Origin of the sequence: Pseudomonas sp. 203-8, from assembly GCF_020708595.1 — a bacterium.
Classification (GTDB): domain Bacteria; phylum Pseudomonadota; class Gammaproteobacteria; order Pseudomonadales; family Pseudomonadaceae; genus Pseudomonas; species Pseudomonas aeruginosa.
Map to the genome: position 1 here is coordinate 391,628 of NZ_JAJFDF010000008.1, position 15,975 is coordinate 407,602.

At 63.8% G+C, this 15,975-nt stretch carries 17 protein-coding genes; 8 read left to right on the forward strand and 9 right to left on the reverse strand.

Features of this window, described 5'->3' with window-relative positions; translation table 11 throughout:
- Positions 1 to 8: 8 nt before the first annotated feature.
- Positions 9 to 653 carry a cAMP-activated global transcriptional regulator CRP gene (gene crp / locus LJF27_RS20800; protein WP_003085214.1) on the reverse strand — a complete coding sequence of 215 codons (645 nt, stop codon included), beginning with the start codon at positions 651 to 653 and terminating at the stop codon, positions 9 to 11.
- Between the two features lie 271 nt (positions 654 to 924).
- Between crp and LJF27_RS20805 the strand changes: the two genes are divergently transcribed.
- Together LJF27_RS20805 and speD are read left to right on the forward strand one after the other, a co-directional pair.
- Positions 925 to 1,347: an OsmC family protein gene (locus LJF27_RS20805; RefSeq protein WP_003085219.1), complete on the forward strand. Its 423-nt coding sequence runs from the start codon at positions 925 to 927 to the stop codon at positions 1,345 to 1,347.
- A gap of 319 nt (positions 1,348 to 1,666) precedes the next feature.
- The gene (speD, locus tag LJF27_RS20810; RefSeq protein ID WP_003101641.1) at positions 1,667 to 2,461 is read left to right on the forward strand and encodes an adenosylmethionine decarboxylase; all 795 of its coding nucleotides are present in this window, start codon (positions 1,667 to 1,669) and stop codon (positions 2,459 to 2,461) included.
- 54 nt (positions 2,462 to 2,515) lie between these two features.
- On the opposite strand, the gene coq7 is transcribed toward speD, so the two are convergent.
- Together coq7 and LJF27_RS20820 are read right to left on the reverse strand one after the other, a co-directional pair.
- Entirely contained in the window at positions 2,516 to 3,163 is a 648-nt protein-coding gene (gene coq7, locus LJF27_RS20815; protein WP_003085224.1) for a 2-polyprenyl-3-methyl-6-methoxy-1,4-benzoquinone monooxygenase, read from the reverse strand.
- A 99-nt stretch (positions 3,164 to 3,262) separates the two neighbouring features.
- Positions 3,263 to 3,601, reverse strand: a complete 339-nt coding sequence (locus LJF27_RS20820) for a histidine triad nucleotide-binding protein (protein WP_003085225.1) — start codon at positions 3,599 to 3,601, stop codon at positions 3,263 to 3,265.
- A gap of 78 nt (positions 3,602 to 3,679) precedes the next feature.
- Between LJF27_RS20820 and LJF27_RS20825 the strand changes: the two genes are divergently transcribed.
- Positions 3,680 to 5,161 carry an AAA family ATPase gene (locus LJF27_RS20825; protein WP_003117981.1) on the forward strand — a complete coding sequence of 494 codons (1,482 nt, stop codon included), beginning with the start codon at positions 3,680 to 3,682 and terminating at the stop codon, positions 5,159 to 5,161.
- A 39-nt stretch (positions 5,162 to 5,200) separates the two neighbouring features.
- On the opposite strand, the gene LJF27_RS20830 is transcribed toward LJF27_RS20825, so the two are convergent.
- The 4 genes from LJF27_RS20830 to hemJ form a co-directional block, all read right to left on the reverse strand.
- A complete protein-coding gene (locus tag LJF27_RS20830; RefSeq protein WP_003113172.1) occupies positions 5,201 to 6,001 on the reverse strand; it encodes an SDR family NAD(P)-dependent oxidoreductase in 801 nt (266 codons plus the stop codon).
- Positions 6,002 to 6,061: 60 nt separating this feature from the next.
- A complete protein-coding gene (locus tag LJF27_RS20835) occupies positions 6,062 to 7,138 on the reverse strand; it encodes a DUF805 domain-containing protein (protein ID WP_003117982.1) in 1,077 nt (358 codons plus the stop codon).
- 121 nt (positions 7,139 to 7,259) lie between these two features.
- The gene (locus LJF27_RS20840) at positions 7,260 to 8,228 is read right to left on the reverse strand and encodes an NAD(P)H-dependent flavin oxidoreductase (protein WP_003117983.1); all 969 of its coding nucleotides are present in this window, start codon (positions 8,226 to 8,228) and stop codon (positions 7,260 to 7,262) included.
- A 16-nt stretch (positions 8,229 to 8,244) separates the two neighbouring features.
- Positions 8,245 to 8,667 carry a protoporphyrinogen oxidase HemJ gene (hemJ, locus tag LJF27_RS20845; protein WP_003085245.1) on the reverse strand — a complete coding sequence of 141 codons (423 nt, stop codon included), beginning with the start codon at positions 8,665 to 8,667 and terminating at the stop codon, positions 8,245 to 8,247.
- Positions 8,668 to 8,957: 290 nt separating this feature from the next.
- Here hemJ and argC point away from each other — a divergent pair, with 290 nt between their 5' ends.
- The 4 genes from argC to erpA all read left to right on the forward strand — a co-directional run bounded on the left by argC (position 8,958) and on the right by erpA (position 11,562).
- On the forward strand, positions 8,958 to 9,992 hold the full coding sequence (argC, locus tag LJF27_RS20850; protein WP_003101649.1) for an N-acetyl-gamma-glutamyl-phosphate reductase: 1,035 nt from the start codon (positions 8,958 to 8,960) through the stop codon (positions 9,990 to 9,992).
- Positions 9,992 to 10,711 (forward strand): DUF6776 family protein, encoded by a 720-nt coding sequence (locus tag LJF27_RS20855; RefSeq protein ID WP_003085249.1) that lies wholly within the window; start codon positions 9,992 to 9,994, stop codon positions 10,709 to 10,711. Before argC ends, LJF27_RS20855 begins: the two co-directional genes overlap by 1 nt.
- The gene (locus tag LJF27_RS20860) at positions 10,712 to 11,134 is read left to right on the forward strand and encodes a bactofilin family protein (RefSeq protein WP_003142819.1); all 423 of its coding nucleotides are present in this window, start codon (positions 10,712 to 10,714) and stop codon (positions 11,132 to 11,134) included.
- Between the two features lie 77 nt (positions 11,135 to 11,211).
- Positions 11,212 to 11,562 carry an iron-sulfur cluster insertion protein ErpA gene (gene erpA / locus LJF27_RS20865; protein ID WP_003085254.1) on the forward strand — a complete coding sequence of 117 codons (351 nt, stop codon included), beginning with the start codon at positions 11,212 to 11,214 and terminating at the stop codon, positions 11,560 to 11,562.
- A gap of 53 nt (positions 11,563 to 11,615) precedes the next feature.
- Here erpA and LJF27_RS20870 read toward each other — a convergent pair whose 3' ends face one another.
- Positions 11,616 to 12,707 carry an anhydro-N-acetylmuramic acid kinase gene (locus tag LJF27_RS20870; protein WP_019396112.1) on the reverse strand — a complete coding sequence of 364 codons (1,092 nt, stop codon included), beginning with the start codon at positions 12,705 to 12,707 and terminating at the stop codon, positions 11,616 to 11,618.
- A gap of 2 nt (positions 12,708 to 12,709) precedes the next feature.
- The gene (locus LJF27_RS20875; protein ID WP_003459468.1) at positions 12,710 to 14,149 is read right to left on the reverse strand and encodes a peptidoglycan DD-metalloendopeptidase family protein; all 1,440 of its coding nucleotides are present in this window, start codon (positions 14,147 to 14,149) and stop codon (positions 12,710 to 12,712) included.
- Between the two features lie 188 nt (positions 14,150 to 14,337).
- On the opposite strand from LJF27_RS20875, the gene tyrS reads away from it, so the two are divergent.
- A complete protein-coding gene (tyrS, locus tag LJF27_RS20880; RefSeq protein ID WP_003101660.1) occupies positions 14,338 to 15,537 on the forward strand; it encodes a tyrosine--tRNA ligase in 1,200 nt (399 codons plus the stop codon).
- The last annotated feature ends 438 nt before the right edge of the window (positions 15,538 to 15,975 follow it).

The window sequence follows — 15,975 nt, forward strand, 5'->3', positions numbered from 1 at the left end:
GGTGCTGTTCAGCGGGTGCCGAAGACCACCATGGTCTTTCCTTTCACATGCACCAGGCCCTGCTCCTCCAGGCTCTTCAGCACGCGTCCGACCATTTCCCGCGAGCAGCCGACGATCCGGCCGATCTCCTGGCGGGTGATCTTGATCTGCATGCCGTCCGGGTGGGTCATGGCGTCCGGTTGCTGGCACAGGTCCAGCAAGGTGCGGGCGACGCGTCCGGTGACGTCGAGGAAGGCCAGGTCGCCCACCTTGCGGGTGGTCTTGCGCAGGCGGTCGGCCATCTGGCTGCCGAGGGTGTAGAGGATCTCCGAGTCCTGCTGCGACAGTTCGCGGAACTTCGCATAGCTGATCTCGGCGACTTCGCATTCCACCTTGGCGCGAACCCAGGCGCTGCGTTCCTGTTCGCTGCCTTCCTTTTCGAACAATCCCAGCTCGCCGAAGAAATCACCGCTGTTGAGGTAGCCGATGATCATTTCGCGGCCGTCGTCGTCCTCGATGAGGATGGTGACCGAACCCTTGATGATGAAGAACAGCGTTTCGCAGCGATCGCCGGCATAGATGATGGTGCTCTTTGCGGTGTAGCGGCGGCGGTGACAGTGTGCGAGCAGCTTGTCTAGGTGTTTGAGTTTGGGTGTGTGGGTAATAGCTACCATGCCCGAGTCCCGAAAGAATAAAGAATATGCCTGACGTACAAGGCGATGTTTTTTTGAGTTCTTATGGAGAGACCTGCCAGGGCCCGGGAGCTCAGCGGAGAGCTCCCCCCAACCGGGCAGATCAGGAAGTGTGCCAGTAAACCGCGTCCAGCTTAACAGACGGGCCATGAAGGTCGATGTGATTTTGCGACGCAGCTATCAGGACTGTGATCCCGTACTGTCCTTGGGCCCTGTGCTAAGCTGGCGCCCTTTGCCGGCGGGAGTCTGAACGATGAAAGCGCGTATCCAGTGGGCGGGCGAGGCGATGTTCCTCGGCGAGTCCGGTAGCGGCCACGTGGTGGTCATGGACGGTCCGCCGGACCATGGCGGACGCAACCTCGGGGTGCGCCCTATGGAGATGGTCCTGATCGGCCTCGGCGGCTGCACCAACTTCGATGTGGTCAGCATCCTGAAGAAGGCGCGCCAGCCGGTGGAGAGCTGCGAAGCCTTCCTCGAGGCCGAAAGGGCCGACGAGGAGCCCAAGGTGTTCACGAAGATCCACGTGCACTTCGTGGTCAAGGGCCGCGGTCTCAAGGAGGCCCAGGTCAAGCGCGCGGTGGAGCTGTCGGCGGAGAAATACTGCTCGGCGTCGATCATGCTCGGTCGCGGCGGGGTGGAGATCACCCACGACTACGAGATCGTCGAACTCGGCTGAGACGACATCCGGTCATCATAAAAGGGGCGCAAACTCTGGCGGAGGCTTGATTGGCTCTGCATAATGCGCCCCTTTTTTCGTGCCGCGCGATTCCGTCGGGCGGCCGTTCAGTTCGGAAGATTCTTCCGCTCTGATAGACGTTTCCCGAGCCATCCCGGTCGGGTGACCAATGGCGCCAGCCGGCGCCCGTGCAACTCAACAAACCACAATCGCCATCGCGAAGAGGTGTTAACCGTCCTACGCAGGTGCGTCGTTCGCATCTGACGGGCATGCCCCAACCCTGCGGCAGAGCCGCAAGCAACCGAGAGAGTTCCCCACGGTGAAAAGCAAACTCAAGCTCCACGGGTTCAACAACCTGACGAAGACCTTGAGCTTCAACATCTACGACATCTGCTACGCCGAGACGCCCGAAGACCTCCAGGCCTACGTGCAGTACATCGACGAAGAGTATGACGCGGAGCGTCTGACGCAGATTCTTACCGATGTTGTCGACATCATCGGCGCCAATATCCTGAACATCGCGCGTCAGGACTACGACCCCCAGGGCGCCAGCGTGACCATCCTGATCTCCGAGCAGCCGGTCACTCCGACCGACAGCCAGATCGAAGAGTCCCCGGGCCCGCTGCCGGACACCATCCTGGCGCACCTGGACAAGAGCCACATCACCGTGCATACCTACCCGGAAATCCATCCGGTGGACGGCATCGCGACCTTCCGCGTGGACATCGACGTTTCCACCTGCGGAGTGATCTCCCCGCTGAAGGCCCTGAACTACCTGATCCACCAGTTCGACTCGGACATCGTCACGGTCGACTATCGGGTCCGCGGCTTCACCCGCGACATCGAGGGGCGCAAGCATTTCATCGACCACGAGATCAACTCGATCCAGAACTATCTCTCCGACGACACGCGCGAGGCCTACCAGATGACCGACGTGAACGTGTACCAGGAGAACCTGTTCCACACCAAGATGCTGCTCAAGGACTTCGAACTGGAGAACTACCTGTTCGGCGACGCTACCCGGACGCTCTCGGCGGAACAGCGTGAGCAGGTCACGGAACGGCTCAAGCACGAAATGCTGGAGATCTTCTACGCGCGCAACATGCCGCGCTGATCGCACACGAGAAAGAAAAAGCCCGCTTCGAGCGGGCTTTTTCATGCGTGCGATTCAGATGCGGTAGGTGCTCTTGGTCATCACCTTCGCCAGCAGGCTCATGCCCAGCTTCACCGGTGCCGGGAAGCGCAGGCCGCCGGCGGCCAGGGCGTTGCTCGAATGCTGTTCCTCGTCGATACGCATCTGCTCGAGGATGGCACGGGATTTCCGATCCTCCTGGGGAATCTGCGCCAGGTGTTCGTCCAGATGCTTGCACACCTGGTCTTCGGTGGCGGCGACGAAGCCCAGGCTGACCCGGTCGCTGACCAGCCCGGCGGCGGCACCGACGCCGAAGGACAGGCCGTAGAAGATCGGATTGAGGACGCTGGGACGGCTGCCCAACTGGCGGATGCGTTGCTCGCACCAGGCCAGGTGGTCGATCTCCTCCTCGGCGGCTTCCTCCATCGCCTCGCGGACCTCGGGCAGCTTGGCGGTCAGCGACTGGCCCTGGTACAGCGCCTGGGCGCAGACCTCGCCGGTGTGGTTGATGCGCATCAGGCCGGCGATATGGCGGGTGTCTTCCTCGCTCAGTTCGCCATCGGGTTCCACGATGGCCGGCGACGGTCGCGCCGGCTGGCCGCTGAACGGCAGCAGGGTGCGCAGGGCGGAGTCGGCCTGCAGCAGGAAACGGTCGATGGGCGAATAGTGGCGGTCGGCGGACATGGCGCACCTCCGGAAACGAAAGATCGCACCAGTTTACCGGAAGTGCGCTGATAGCAGGATGTTGCGGACGGGCTGCGATGTCGCAGCGCCAGCAGGGATTCAACCCGGCGGCCAGTGCATCTGGCGTTGACCCAGCACGTGCATGTGGATGTGGTGCACGGTCTGCCCGCCAAGGTCGTTGCAGTTCATCACCACACGGAAGCCTTCCTCGCAGCCCTGCTCCCGGGCCAGGCGCTGGGCGGTGAAGAGGATATGGCCTGCCAGCGGCCGGTCGGCCTCGGTCAGGTGCTCGAGGGTGGGAATGTGCCTTTTCGGGATGACCAGGAAGTGCACCGGCGCCTGCGGGCCGATATCGTGAAACGCGACAACTTCCTCGTCTTCGTAGAACTTGCGCGCGGGAACTTCCCCCGCCACGATCTTGCAGAACAGACAGTCCATGGGCGATTCCTCCGGCCTCGGGTGCTTTCCCGAGTGTAGCGGTGCCCGTCGCGACCGCCCAAGCGTGAAGGAGCCGCAGTGAAGAACGACATACACGACCTCGGCCTGGTCCTGGATTCCCGGGTCAAGCTGATCCTGATCGAGTCCTGGGACGAGCCGAAGGTGATGGAAACCCTCACCGGCCTGGCGGTCAGGCGCGGCCTTGGCCTGTATGCCTGGTCGGTGACCGAGGGCGTGCAGCGCCTGGGCTTCGGCGGCGAGCCGCTGGGCGGGGAGGAGAGCCGCGACCCGGTCGCGGCGTTGCGTTTGATCAAGCACGATCAGCAGGCGAATCTCTACGTGCTCTGCGACCTGCATCCTTTCCTTGGCGACAGCCCGACCCTGGTGCGCCTGCTCAAGGAAATCGCCATGGCCGAAGGCAATCATCGACCGACCGTGGTGCTGGTGTCCCATGCGCTGAAGCTGCCGGCCGAGGTGCAGCGCTTCGCCGCGCGGTTCTCGCTGTCCCTGCCCAGCGAGGACGAACTGCTCGGCATCGTCCGCGAGGAAGCGACGCGCTGGAGCGAGCGCAACCGTGGTGCCCGCGTGCGCACCGACAACCGCACCCTGCAGCAGGTGGTGAAGAACCTGCGCGGGCTCAGCCATGCCGAGGCGCGACTGCTGGCGCGCAACGTGATCTGCAACGATGGAGCGATCACCCAGGAGGACCTGCCCGAGCTGAACCGCACCAAGTTCCAGCTACTCGACCTAGAGGGCGTGCTGAGCTTCGAGTACGACACCGCGCGCTTCGCCGAGGTCGGCGGGCTTGCCGCGCTCAAGCGCTGGCTCGGCGAGCGTCAGTCGGCGTTCCTCGCCGGCACGCCTGGCGACCAGCCGAAGGGCATGATGCTGGTCGGCGTACAGGGCGCCGGCAAGAGCCTGGCGGCCAAGGCGGTGGCCGGCCTCTGGGGCTTGCCGTTGCTGCGTCTGGATTTCGCCTGTCTCTACAACAAGTACTTCGGCGAAACCGAGCGCAACCTGCGCGAGGCGCTGCGCCTGGCCGAACAGATGGCGCCCTGCGTGCTGTGGATGGATGAAGTGGAGAAGGGCATTTCTGGTGGCGACCAGGACAACGGCGTCAGTCAGCGCGTGCTGGGTACCCTGCTGACCTGGATGGCCGAGCGCGAGGCGCCGGTCTTCATGGTCGCCACCGCGAACGCTATCGACCGCCTGCCGCCCGAACTGATCCGCAAGGGACGCTTCGACGAATTGTTCTTCGTCGACCTGCCGACGCCGGAGGTTCGCGCCGAGATCTTCCGCATCCACCTGCAACGCCGCGAGCTGGAGCCGGCACAGTTCGACCTCCATCTGCTGGCGGCTGCCAGCGAGGGTTTCAGCGGGGCGGAGATCGAGCAGGCGGTGGTGGCGGCACTGTACGCCGGGCAGGCGCGACAGCAGGCGGTGGATCAGGATCTGTTGCTCAGGGAACTGGCGCGAACCTCGCCGCTGTCGGTGCTGATGGCGGAAAAGCTCGCCGCGCTGCGGACCTGGGCCAAGGGGCGGGCGGTACCGGCAGACTGAGCCAACGGCGAACCTTGCCGCCCTGCGAGGAGAGGCCGGTCAACCCCGTGGGGCGGAGGGTACCGCCGAGGCGTTGATCCGCGCGGCGAGTCGGCGCACCAGCCAGCGTGGCGCCAGGCGTGGGCTCAGCGCCAGCAGGCGATTGCGCCAACCGGGGACGATCAGGGCGCGGTTCTTGTCCAGCCCGCGCAGGGCCAGCAGCGCGACTTCCTCCGGGGTCATCATCAGCTTGCTCCGGTCGAGCCTGCCGAGCCGCATCCCGGCTTCCCGGAAGAATGCCGTGCGGGTTGGCCCAGGGCACAGCACCGAGACCTTGACGCCGCGCTCTTTCAGTTCTTCCCGCAAGCCTTCCGAGAAGTGCAGGACGTAGGCCTTGCTGGCGTAGTAGTTGCTCATCCAGGCGCCGGGCTGGAAGGCGGCCACCGAGGCGATATTGAGTATCTGGCCCCCGCCCTGTGCCGCCATGCGGGCGCCGAGGGAGTGGCAAAGGCGGGCCAGGGCCAGGATGTTGAGTTCGATCAGCTCCTGTTCCCGCGCCCATTCCTGGTCGATGAAGGGGCCGGAGGTACCGATCCCGGCATTGTTAACCAGCAGGTCGATCTGTCGTTCGCCCTGTTCCAGTTCGTGCAACAACCCTGACAGTTGCAGCGGCTCGGAAAGATCGCAGGTGCGGAACAGCACTTCCACGCCGAAACGCTGCGCCAGCTCATAGGCGATGCTCTCCAGCGCGTCGCGCTGGCGCGCCACCAGGATCAGGGCGCGACCGCGCCGGGCCAGGGCTTCGGCTAGGGCCAGGCCGATACCGCTGGAAGCGCCGGTGATCAGGGCATAACGGGGCATTCGAGACTTCTCCGAAACGGACGGGGAATTGGACCCCGCCCGTCGCGAGGGGTTGCGTGGCTACTGTTGGTCGTCGTCTTCCATGGCCTCTGCCGCCGCCGTGGCGGCTTCATCGGCTTCGGCCGCCGCTGCGGCGGCCTGCTCGTCGGTGGTGTACGGGTCGGCTGGAGCGCTGGCGCCGCCGTCATAGTTCGCTCGCTCCAGGTAACCCTGGTAGGACGGCAGGGCGATGGCGGCGATGATACCGACTATCGGCAGCAGGATGATCAGACTGGCCAGGACTTTCACCCCGGTGCTGTTCGCCGGCGGCGGCGGACCGTAGCGGTTGGCGCCGGTGCTGCCGGGCAGGACCAGCATCAGGATGCCGAACACGCTGCCGACGAAGGGGACGAAGTTGAGCAGCCAGAGCCAGCCCGACCAGCCGAGGTCATGCAGGCGCTGCACGCCGATCATCACGGCGATGACGATGAAGGCGATCGAGGCCAGGGCGGTGACGGCCACGCCGACGGTTTCGCCGAGCAGGAAGCCCAGGCCCATGATGACCAGGAAGCACAGCGTCATCGCCATCGACCAGCCGAGATAGCGCAGGCGTCCGATCCGGCCGTTGGTGGTGAACACGTTCAGCTCGCCGAACTCGGGGAGGGCGTCGCCGACCTGGGCGCTGGGCGGTGTGTAGGGAGACGCGCCCGCAGCCGCGGTGGTCGCAGGCGCGGCGTTTTCGCCGAGCTGCGCCTGGCGTGCCAGGTACTTCTCGATGATGACGCCGCAGGCCGAACATTCCGCTCCGCTGGGCTGTTCATGGCCGCATTTCGGGCAGGTCATGGGAGGCAGGTCTTGCGCCGGGGTTTCCTCCGCGACCTGGGGGTTGTGATCGGGCGTTTCCACCAGGCTCAGGCTGGCCGCCAGGTCGACTTCCTTGTAGGCATTGGCGCCGGCCTGGCGCAAGGCGGTCAGGTAACGCTCCGCCTCGGCCTCTGGAAGTTCGCGTTTCAGCACCACCGGGCGACCGCCGAAGAGGGCGTCGATCTTGCCCGGTTCGCTCTTGAACAGGCGGGCGAGATTGTCCTTCACGGTTTCGAGCGATGCGTCGGGCATCAGCTCGCCGGAGAAGACGATCTTGAAGCGTTGGTCGGTCATGCAGGCATCCTTGTCAGCTGGGGTGAGAGAAATGCAGCCGACAGCCTAATCGGCGGCCTTGGCGCCCACAAGCGCGAGATGAGAACTCCCGCACAAGCCGGGGCGCCGTGACCCGGCGGTTTCAGCGCGGCCAGCGGTTGGCCAGGCGATCCATGTTCCGCAGGGCGGCGCGATATTCCCGGTCGAGGCGGGCGACCAACTCGTCGACGCCGGGCAAGTCGTCTATGTTGCCCGCGCCCTGGCCGGCGGACCACACGGTCTTCCAGGCCTTGGCCTCGTCGTTCACCGGCTTGAGTTTCTCGCCGTAGTTCATGTCTGCCTTGTCGGTCAGGCGCTTCAGATCGTAACCGGCGGCCTCCAGGCTTTGCCGCATGAAGCTGGCCGGTACGCCGGACACCGCCGGGGTGTGCACGATGTCGGCGGCGCGTGCCTCCAGGATCATCTGCTTGTAGGCGTCGGAGGCATTGCTCTCGCGGGTGGCGATGAAGCGAGTGCCGAGATAGGCCAGGTCGGCGCCGAGCATCTGTGCGGCGAGAATCTCGTGGCCGTGGTTGATGCAGCCGGCCAACAGCAGGGTCTTGTCGAAGAACTGGCGGATTTCCGCGACCAGCGCGAAAGGGCTCCAGGTCCCGGCGTGCCCGCCCGCGCCGGCCGCTACCGCGATCAGGCCGTCAACCCCGGCCTCGGCGGCTTTTTCGGCGTGGCGGCGGGTGGTGACGTCGTGGAACACCAGGCCGCCGTAGCTATGCACAGCGTCTACCACTTCGCGCACTGCGCCGAGGCTGGTGATGACGATCGGTACGCGGTGCTCGACGCAGATCCGCAGGTCGGCCTGCAACCGCGGATTGGTGTTGTGGACGATCAGGTTCACCGCATAGGGCGCGGGATTGTCCAGCGCCTGCAGGCCGGCCCCGATTTCCTCCAGCCATCCCTCGAAGCCGCTGCTCTCGCGCTGGTTGAGCGCCGGGAAGCTGCCGACGATGCCGCTGCGGCAGCAGGCCAGCACTAACTGCGGGTTGGATACCAGGAACATCGGCGCGGCCACCATCGGCAGTCGCAGGCGTTGGTCGAGCAGGGCGGGCAAGGACATGGACAGGACTCCTGGGTCAGAAAGGTTTGAGCACCACCAGTAGGACGATCAGCAGCAGGAACAGTACAGGCACTTCGTTGAACCAGCGGTAGAACACATGGCTGCGCCCCGGCTCGCCGCGGGCGAAGCGCTTGAGCATGGCGCCGCAGGCGTGGTGGTAGCCGATCAGCAGGACCACCAGGGTCAGCTTGGCGTGCAGCCAGCCTTGGCTCAGCCAGCCGGGGGTGAGATAGAGCATCCAGAGGCCAAGGACCAGGGTGGCGAGCATCGAGGGCATCATGATCCCTCGGTAGAGCTTGCGCTCCATGACGCAGAAGCGTTCCCGGCTGGTCTGGTCCTCGCTCATGGCGTGGTAGACGAAAAGGCGCGGCAGGTAGAACAGGCCGGCGAACCAGCAGACCACGGCGATGATATGGAAGGCTTTGAGCCACAGGTACATCAGGACATCCTCTTGATCACGGTGCCCCGATAGTAGAGGGATGGCTGGAACGCGTCACCCTGGCGGCTTGCCGCTGTCTGATTTGCCGGCAGATATGGCCGCATAACAGGTAGGAACATTCGGATAGGGCCTCGCAGCAATTTCTGCCCGACGACCCCGCGGGCTAGACTGCCGACCGAAGGGCCGAACCGGTCGCAAAGCCGGACGCCCAGCGCTGTTCATGCCGGCGCTCGGCTCTTATCATTGGCCTCTTTTGGCTAGCTTGCCTCAGCGCGCGGAGTGATGGACAGATGATCAAGGTCGGCATCGTTGGCGGTACGGGTTATACGGGCGTGGAACTGCTGCGCCTGCTGGCGCAGCATCCGCAGGCCCGGGTGGAAGTGATCACTTCGCGTTCCGAGGCGGGGGTGAAGGTCGCCGACATGTACCCGAACCTGCGAGGTCATTATGACGACCTGCAGTTCAGCGTGCCGGACGTGCAGCGCCTCGGCGCCTGCGACGTGGTGTTCTTCGCCACGCCGCACGGCGTGGCGCACGCGCTGGCTGGCGAACTGCTGGACGCCGGGACCCGGGTCATCGATCTGTCCGCTGACTTCCGCCTGGCGGACGCCGAGGAGTGGGCGCGCTGGTACGGCCAGCCGCATGGCGCTCCGGCGCTGCTCGACGAGGCTGTCTACGGCCTGCCGGAAGTGAACCGCGAGAAGATCCGCCAGGCCCGCCTGATCGCCGTGCCGGGTTGCTACCCGACCGCGACCCAACTGGGCCTGATCCCGCTGCTGGAGGCCGGCCTGGCCGACGCCTCGCGGCTGATCGCCGATTGCAAGTCCGGGGTCAGCGGCGCCGGTCGGGGCGCCAAGGTTGGCTCGCTGTTCTGCGAGGCGGGCGAAAGCATGATGGCCTACGCGGTCAAGGGGCATCGGCATCTCCCGGAAATCAGCCAGGGCCTGCGTCGGGCCTCCGGCGGCGACGTCGGGCTGACGTTCGTACCGCACCTGACGCCAATGATCCGCGGTATCCATGCAACCCTCTATGCCCATGTCGCGGATCGCTCGGTCGACCTCCAGGCGCTGTTCGAGAAGCGCTACGCCGACGAACCCTTCGTCGACGTGATGCCGGCCGGCAGCCATCCGGAGACCCGCAGCGTGCGTGGCGCCAATGTCTGCCGAATCGCCGTGCATCGCCCCCAGGGCGGCGACCTGGTGGTGGTGCTGTCGGTGATCGACAACCTGGTCAAGGGCGCCTCGGGTCAGGCGCTCCAGAACATGAACATCCTGTTCGGGCTGGACGAGCGCCTGGGCCTCTCGCATGCGGCCCTGCTCCCCTGATGTCCGGCTGGGAACTCCAGTTCCGTGATCCACGGCGGGCCTGGCTGGTCCGCCTCGGGGTGGGTGCGCTGCTGCTGGCGGTTCCGCTGGCGTTTCTCGGCGGTCGCTGGTCGACCGGGGCGGACGCCGCTCGCAGCGAGGCCGATGCGCAACGCCAGGAAACCCTGATCGGCGAGCAGAAGGCCGAGCTGGAGCGCCTGCGTACCGAAATCGAGGTGTTGCGCAGCGGAGAACGCCTCAGCCAGCAGGCCACCGAACAGAGCCGGCAGACCATCAAGCTGCTTGAGGACCAGGTGTTCAAGCAGCAACAGGACATCGCGTTCTACAAGGGGGTAGTCGCGCCGGCCAGCAAGGCGGATGCGCTGGAAATCCGTGCCTTTGAGGTGCAGGGCACGGACGACCCGCAGCGCTTCCGCTATAAGGTGATGCTCAGCCGCCTGGGCAGGGACGACCGCAAGCTGGATGGACGGCTGAAAGTCCGCATCAGCGGCAAGCTGGCGCGCAAGGACGCTACCTACGACCTCGAACAGCTCTCGCCGGAACTGGGCAAGACAGGGCTGTCGATTTCCCTCCGGCATTTCCAGTCGATCCCAGAAGGGGGGCGTTTCGCCGAGCTGGAGCTGCCGAAGAACTTCATCCCGAAGCTGATCGACGTACGTGCGGAGCTGAATGGCCAGTCCAAACCGCTACAGCGCCGTTTCGATTGGCCGAAGCAGTGAGTGAGCATTATGTGGAGCAAGAACAAGGGTCGGGCCGACGTCCAGCGTTTCACCGGGCAGACCAGCCTGATCGCCAGCGGCGCCGAACTGGTCGGTGACATGAACCTCAAGGGCGCGGTGCAGATCGACGGCACCGTCCGCGGAGCGTTGCAGGCGCACGAAGGGCTGGTGCGGGTCAGCGCCGGCGGTCGAGTCGATGGCGAAATCCGGGCCCCCCATGTGATCATCGACGGTCAGGTGGATGGCGACATCCATGCCATCGAACGCCTGGAGCTGGGGGCCCAGGCCCGGGTGAAGGGCAATCTTCACTATGGGCTGATCGAAACCGCCATGGGGGCCCAGATCGAGGGCCGCCTGTGCCCGATGACCGAGGCCAGTTCGCGCCCGCTGGAACTGCCTGCCAGCGTGGAAACTGTGGATTAGTTGACCATTTTTCTGGGACAAGAGGATAATGGGCGTAATGTTGTAACGCACGGCCTCAAGCCGGGAGATTCGGAAACATGAGCATCGAGACCTTCACCCCTACGCCCCTGCTCTTTACCCCAGGCGCAGCCAACAAGGTGAAGACGTTGATTGACGAAGAGGGCAATCCTCGCCTGAAACTGCGTGTATTCGTCACCGGCGGCGGTTGCTCGGGCTTCCAGTATGGCTTCACCTTCGACGAAGATATCGCCGATGACGATACCGTGATCGAGCGCGATGGCGTGGGCCTGGTGGTGGACCCGATGAGCTTCCAGTACCTGGCGGGCTCGGAAGTCGACTACCAGGAAGGCCTGGAAGGTTCGAGGTTCGTCATCAAGAACCCGAACGCCGCCACGACTTGCGGTTGCGGACAGTCGTTCTCAATCTGACGTCGATGGGGCCGCTACGAAAACGCCGCGCTTATATGCGCGGCGTTTTCGTTTCAGGCGGGATACAGCGCGCCCAGAGTCCTGGGACCGAGCGCACCGGTCACATCAGGGCAGTTGCCGGGCAGGCGCTCGAGAAACCGATGGGCTAGCCAGGCGAATGCCATGCCCTCCATCCAGGCAGGGGGAATGCCGTATTCGTCGGTACTGGCGACCCGAGCTTCGGGCATCAGCAGGGCCAGGCGCTTCATCAGCGCCGTATTGAAGGCGCCGCCGCCGCATACCAGCACCTCTTTGCAGTCCGGCTGGGCGTCCAGCAGCGATTCGCTGATGCTGCGCGCGCTCAGTTCCAGCAGGGTTGCCTGAATATCCGCTGCCGGCAAGGCAGGGTGACGAGCCAGGTGCTCCTGCAGCCAGGACAGGTTGAAGCGCTCGCGCCCGGTGCTCTTGGGGCCACGCGCGGCGAAGAACTCATCCGCCAGCAGGCTTGCCAGCAGTGCGTGGTTCATCTGGCCGCTGGCGGCCCACGCACCGTCCCGGTCGAAATGTTCGCCGCGTTGGTGATGAATCCAGGCGTCCATCAGCACGTTGCCCGGGCCGCAGTCGAAGCCGCGTACCGGCTTTCCGGGGCTGAGCAGCGAAACGTTGCTGAAGCCACCGATGTTCAGGACCGCCCTGGAGGCGTCATCATCGCCAAACAGCGCCTGATGGAAGGCCGGTACCAGCGGGGCGCCCTGGCCGCCGGCTGCGACGTCGCGGCGGCGGAAGTCGGCGACGACATCGATGCCGGTCAGCTCCGCCAGCAGGGCGGGGTTGCCGATCTGCACCGTGAAGTGGCGAGCGGGTTCATGTCGGATGGTTTGACCGTGACTGCCGATGGCACGGACTTCGTCGGGGCTCATCTGCTGCTGGAGCAGCAGTTCGCGCACGCCCTGTACTGCAAGGGCGACCCAGCGTTGCTCGACTTCGGCGGCGCGGGCGATTTCATCGGGACCGGGGACGCACAGGGCGAGGATGTCTTCGCGCAGCCCGGCCGGCATGGGTAGGTAATGGGAAGCGAGCAAGGTGGTGCGATCACCTTGCTCGATCAGGACGATGTCCATGCCGTCCAGGCTGGTTCCGGACATCAACCCCAGGTAGCGCGGCACGATCAGCGCTGCTTGTTCAGGGCCAGGAGGGTTTTCTTCTCCTGATCCATGCGCGCGATCATCGGCTGGGTCTGCGCCATGAAGCGCTTGCGATCTGCGCCACCGAGCGGGTCCGCCATGGGCAGCTTGGCACTCAGCGGATCGACGTGACGGCCATTGATCTGGAACTCGTAGTGCAGGTGCGGGCCGGTGGCCAGGCCCGTCATGCCTACGTAACCGATGATCTGGCCCTGCTTCACGCTGGTACCGGCGCGGATACCCTTGGCGAAGCGGCTCATGTGTCCGTAGATGGTCCGATAGCGCTGGCCGTGCTGGATCACCACGGCGTTGCCGTAGCCCCCCTTGCGTCCGGCTTCGAGGATCTTGCCGTCTCCGGTGGCCTTGATCGGTGTGCCGATGGGGGCAGCGTAGTCGACGCCCTTGTGCGCGCGGATCTTGTTCAGGATCGGGTGGCGGCGGCCCAGGGAGAAGCGCGAGCTGATGCGGGCGAAATCCACCGGCGTACGGATGAATGCCTTGCGCATGCTGGAGCCGTCGGCGCGGTAGTAGCTGGTATTGCCCTGCTTGTTGGTGTAACGCACGGCGGTGTAGGTCTTGCCGCGGTTGACGAAGCGGGCGGCGAGGATATTGCCGGTCGCCACTTGCTTGCCGTTGACCTTGTGCTGTTCGTAGATCACGTCGAACTCGTCGCCCTCACGCAGATCGAGGGCGAAGTCGATGTCGTAGCCGAAGATATTCGACAGCGACGTGATCAGGTTATAGGGCAGGCCGGCGTTACGACCGGCAACGAACAGCGAGCTGGTGATGCGGCCATGGGCATAGGCGGTATGCAGGTCTATCTGGGCCTTCTCGCGTTTGAAGGAGTAGCCCTTGTCGGTCTTGTCCAGGCCGATGGTCTCGAGTTCGCTCTGCTTGACTCGCAGCGCCTGCAGCTCTCCTTTGGGGTCGAGCTTGAGCTTGACCTCCTGGCCGACCTTCAGATGGGTGAAGCGCTTGGCATCCTTGCTGCTGGTCAGCATGTCGTGCATGGCCGAGGTGGAAAGGCCTGCCTTGGTGAATACGGTCGACAGCGTATCGCCACTGGCGACGGTGATGGTCTTCCACTCGGGATCGACGGGCTTGATGTCGGCATCGGCTACAGATGCGCCCGGCTTGTCCGAGTCTTGCTCGGCGGTGTTGTCGTCGGAGGCGCCTTCTACCTGAGCGAAAGGCGTGCCTTCGTCGCTGGAATTGGTGACCGATTGCGGCAGGAGGTCGTCTTTCTCCTGAAGGAGGCGATCGGTGTTGCTTTCAAGCTCCAGATTGAGCGTGGTCCTCTTGGCCTCGACTTCGCTCGAGGGGAACACCAGTAGTGCCAAACTGAGGAGCGCTGCAACACCGCTGGCGGCCAACAAGTGGCTTTTCGGGTAATACGGCGGCGCTTTCTGATCGGATTGCGTCATGGCGTGATTGGTGTTTTTGGATTGTGAATAAATAACTGCCTAAAATATAACCAAAATCTCCTTGAATCAAGCCAAAAGTCGCGTCTGGCCTGGCTCCGTCCCCCTGACGGTCGGCAAAATTTGTTTTTAGTCTGCGATCTTGTATGGTTGGTTCCCTTTCGATTTTGGCAATTGGGCAGAACCTGTAAATGAAGTCGGTTGAAGAGCAGCTGGCGCTGATCCAGCGCGGTGCAGACGAGATCCTGGTAGAGGCGGAACTGGTGGCCAAGCTGAAGCGTGGCCAGCCCTTGCGGATCAAGGCCGGCTTCGACCCGACCGCTCCCGATCTGCATCTTGGCCATACCGTGCTTATTAATAAGCTGCGCCAGTTCCAGGACCTGGGGCATCAGGTGATCTTCCTCATCGGCGACTTCACTGGGATGATCGGTGACCCCAGTGGGAAAAGTGTTACCCGTCCTCCCCTGACGCGCGAGCAGGTTCTGGAGAATGCGGAGACGTACAAGTCCCAGGTCTTCAAGATCCTCGACCCGGCCAAGACCGAAGTAGCCTTCAATTCCACCTGGATGGACCAACTGACCCCGGCTGACTTCATTCGTCTTGCCTCTCAGTACACCGTTGCGCGGATGCTGGAGCGTGATGACTTTAGCAAGCGCTATGCCAGCAATCAGCCCATCGCTATCCATGAGTTCCTCTATCCGCTGGTCCAGGGCTATGACTCCGTCGCGCTGAAGGCGGACGTCGAGTTGGGTGGCACCGACCAGAAGTTCAACCTGCTGATGGGGCGCGAGCTGCAGCGTGCCTATGGCCAGGAGGCCCAGGTGATCCTGACCATGCCGTTGCTGGAAGGGCTGGATGGCGTGAAGAAGATGTCCAAGTCGCTGGGCAACTATATTGGTATCCAGGAAGCGCCGGGTGTCATGTACAGCAAGCTGGTCTCCATTCCTGACACGCTGATGTGGCGTTACTTCGAACTGCTCAGCTTCCGTTCCCTGGATGAGATCGATAGCTTCCGCAAGGACGTCGAGGCGGGCGCCAACCCGCGTGACATCAAGATCAAGCTGGCCGAGGAGATCGTCGCCCGCTTCCATGGCGAGGAGGCGGCGGCGAGCGCACACAAGTCGGCCGGCAATCGCCTGAAGGATGGCGAGCTGCCGGAAGACCTGCCGGAGATCGAGCTGTCGTCCCCCGAGGATATGCCCGTTGCCTCTGTCCTTAATAAGGCGGGGTTGGTGAAGAATGCGGCTGCGGCTCGCGATCTCCTGGGTGCCGGCAGCGTCAAGGTGGATGGGCAGGTCGTCGACCGCACCTTCATGCTGGCGCTGGGTGAGACCCGTGTGTTCCAGGCAGGGAAGAAGGCTTTCGCGCGCATCACGCTGAAGGCTGAATAATTCTTTCAAATAAGTGTTGACGCCAGTTTCTATCTCCCTATAATGCGCACCACTCCCGGCGACGACGAAGAGTAAATGCTTGTAAATCAAGGATTTATGGATTCTCTCCCAGGGGTGGTGAAGCGCTCCGGCAGGTTGTTCGCCGCAGCGGTTCGGTCCCGGAAGGGGCTCGAAACGAAGCTTCACCGAGGTGCTTGACAGCGAATTTGAACGCTGTAGAATGCGCCTCCCGCTGATCGGAAGATGGTTTGAAGGTCGGCGCAAGCGGTTGAGTAGAAAAGAAAATTTTCGAAAATAACGCTTGACGGAATGAGAGGTTGCTGTAGAATGCGCGGCCTCGGTTGAGACGAAAGCCTTGACCAACTGCTCTTTAACAAGTCGAATCAAGCAATTCGTGTGGGTGCTTGTGATGTAAGACTGGTGATCGCAAGATTATCA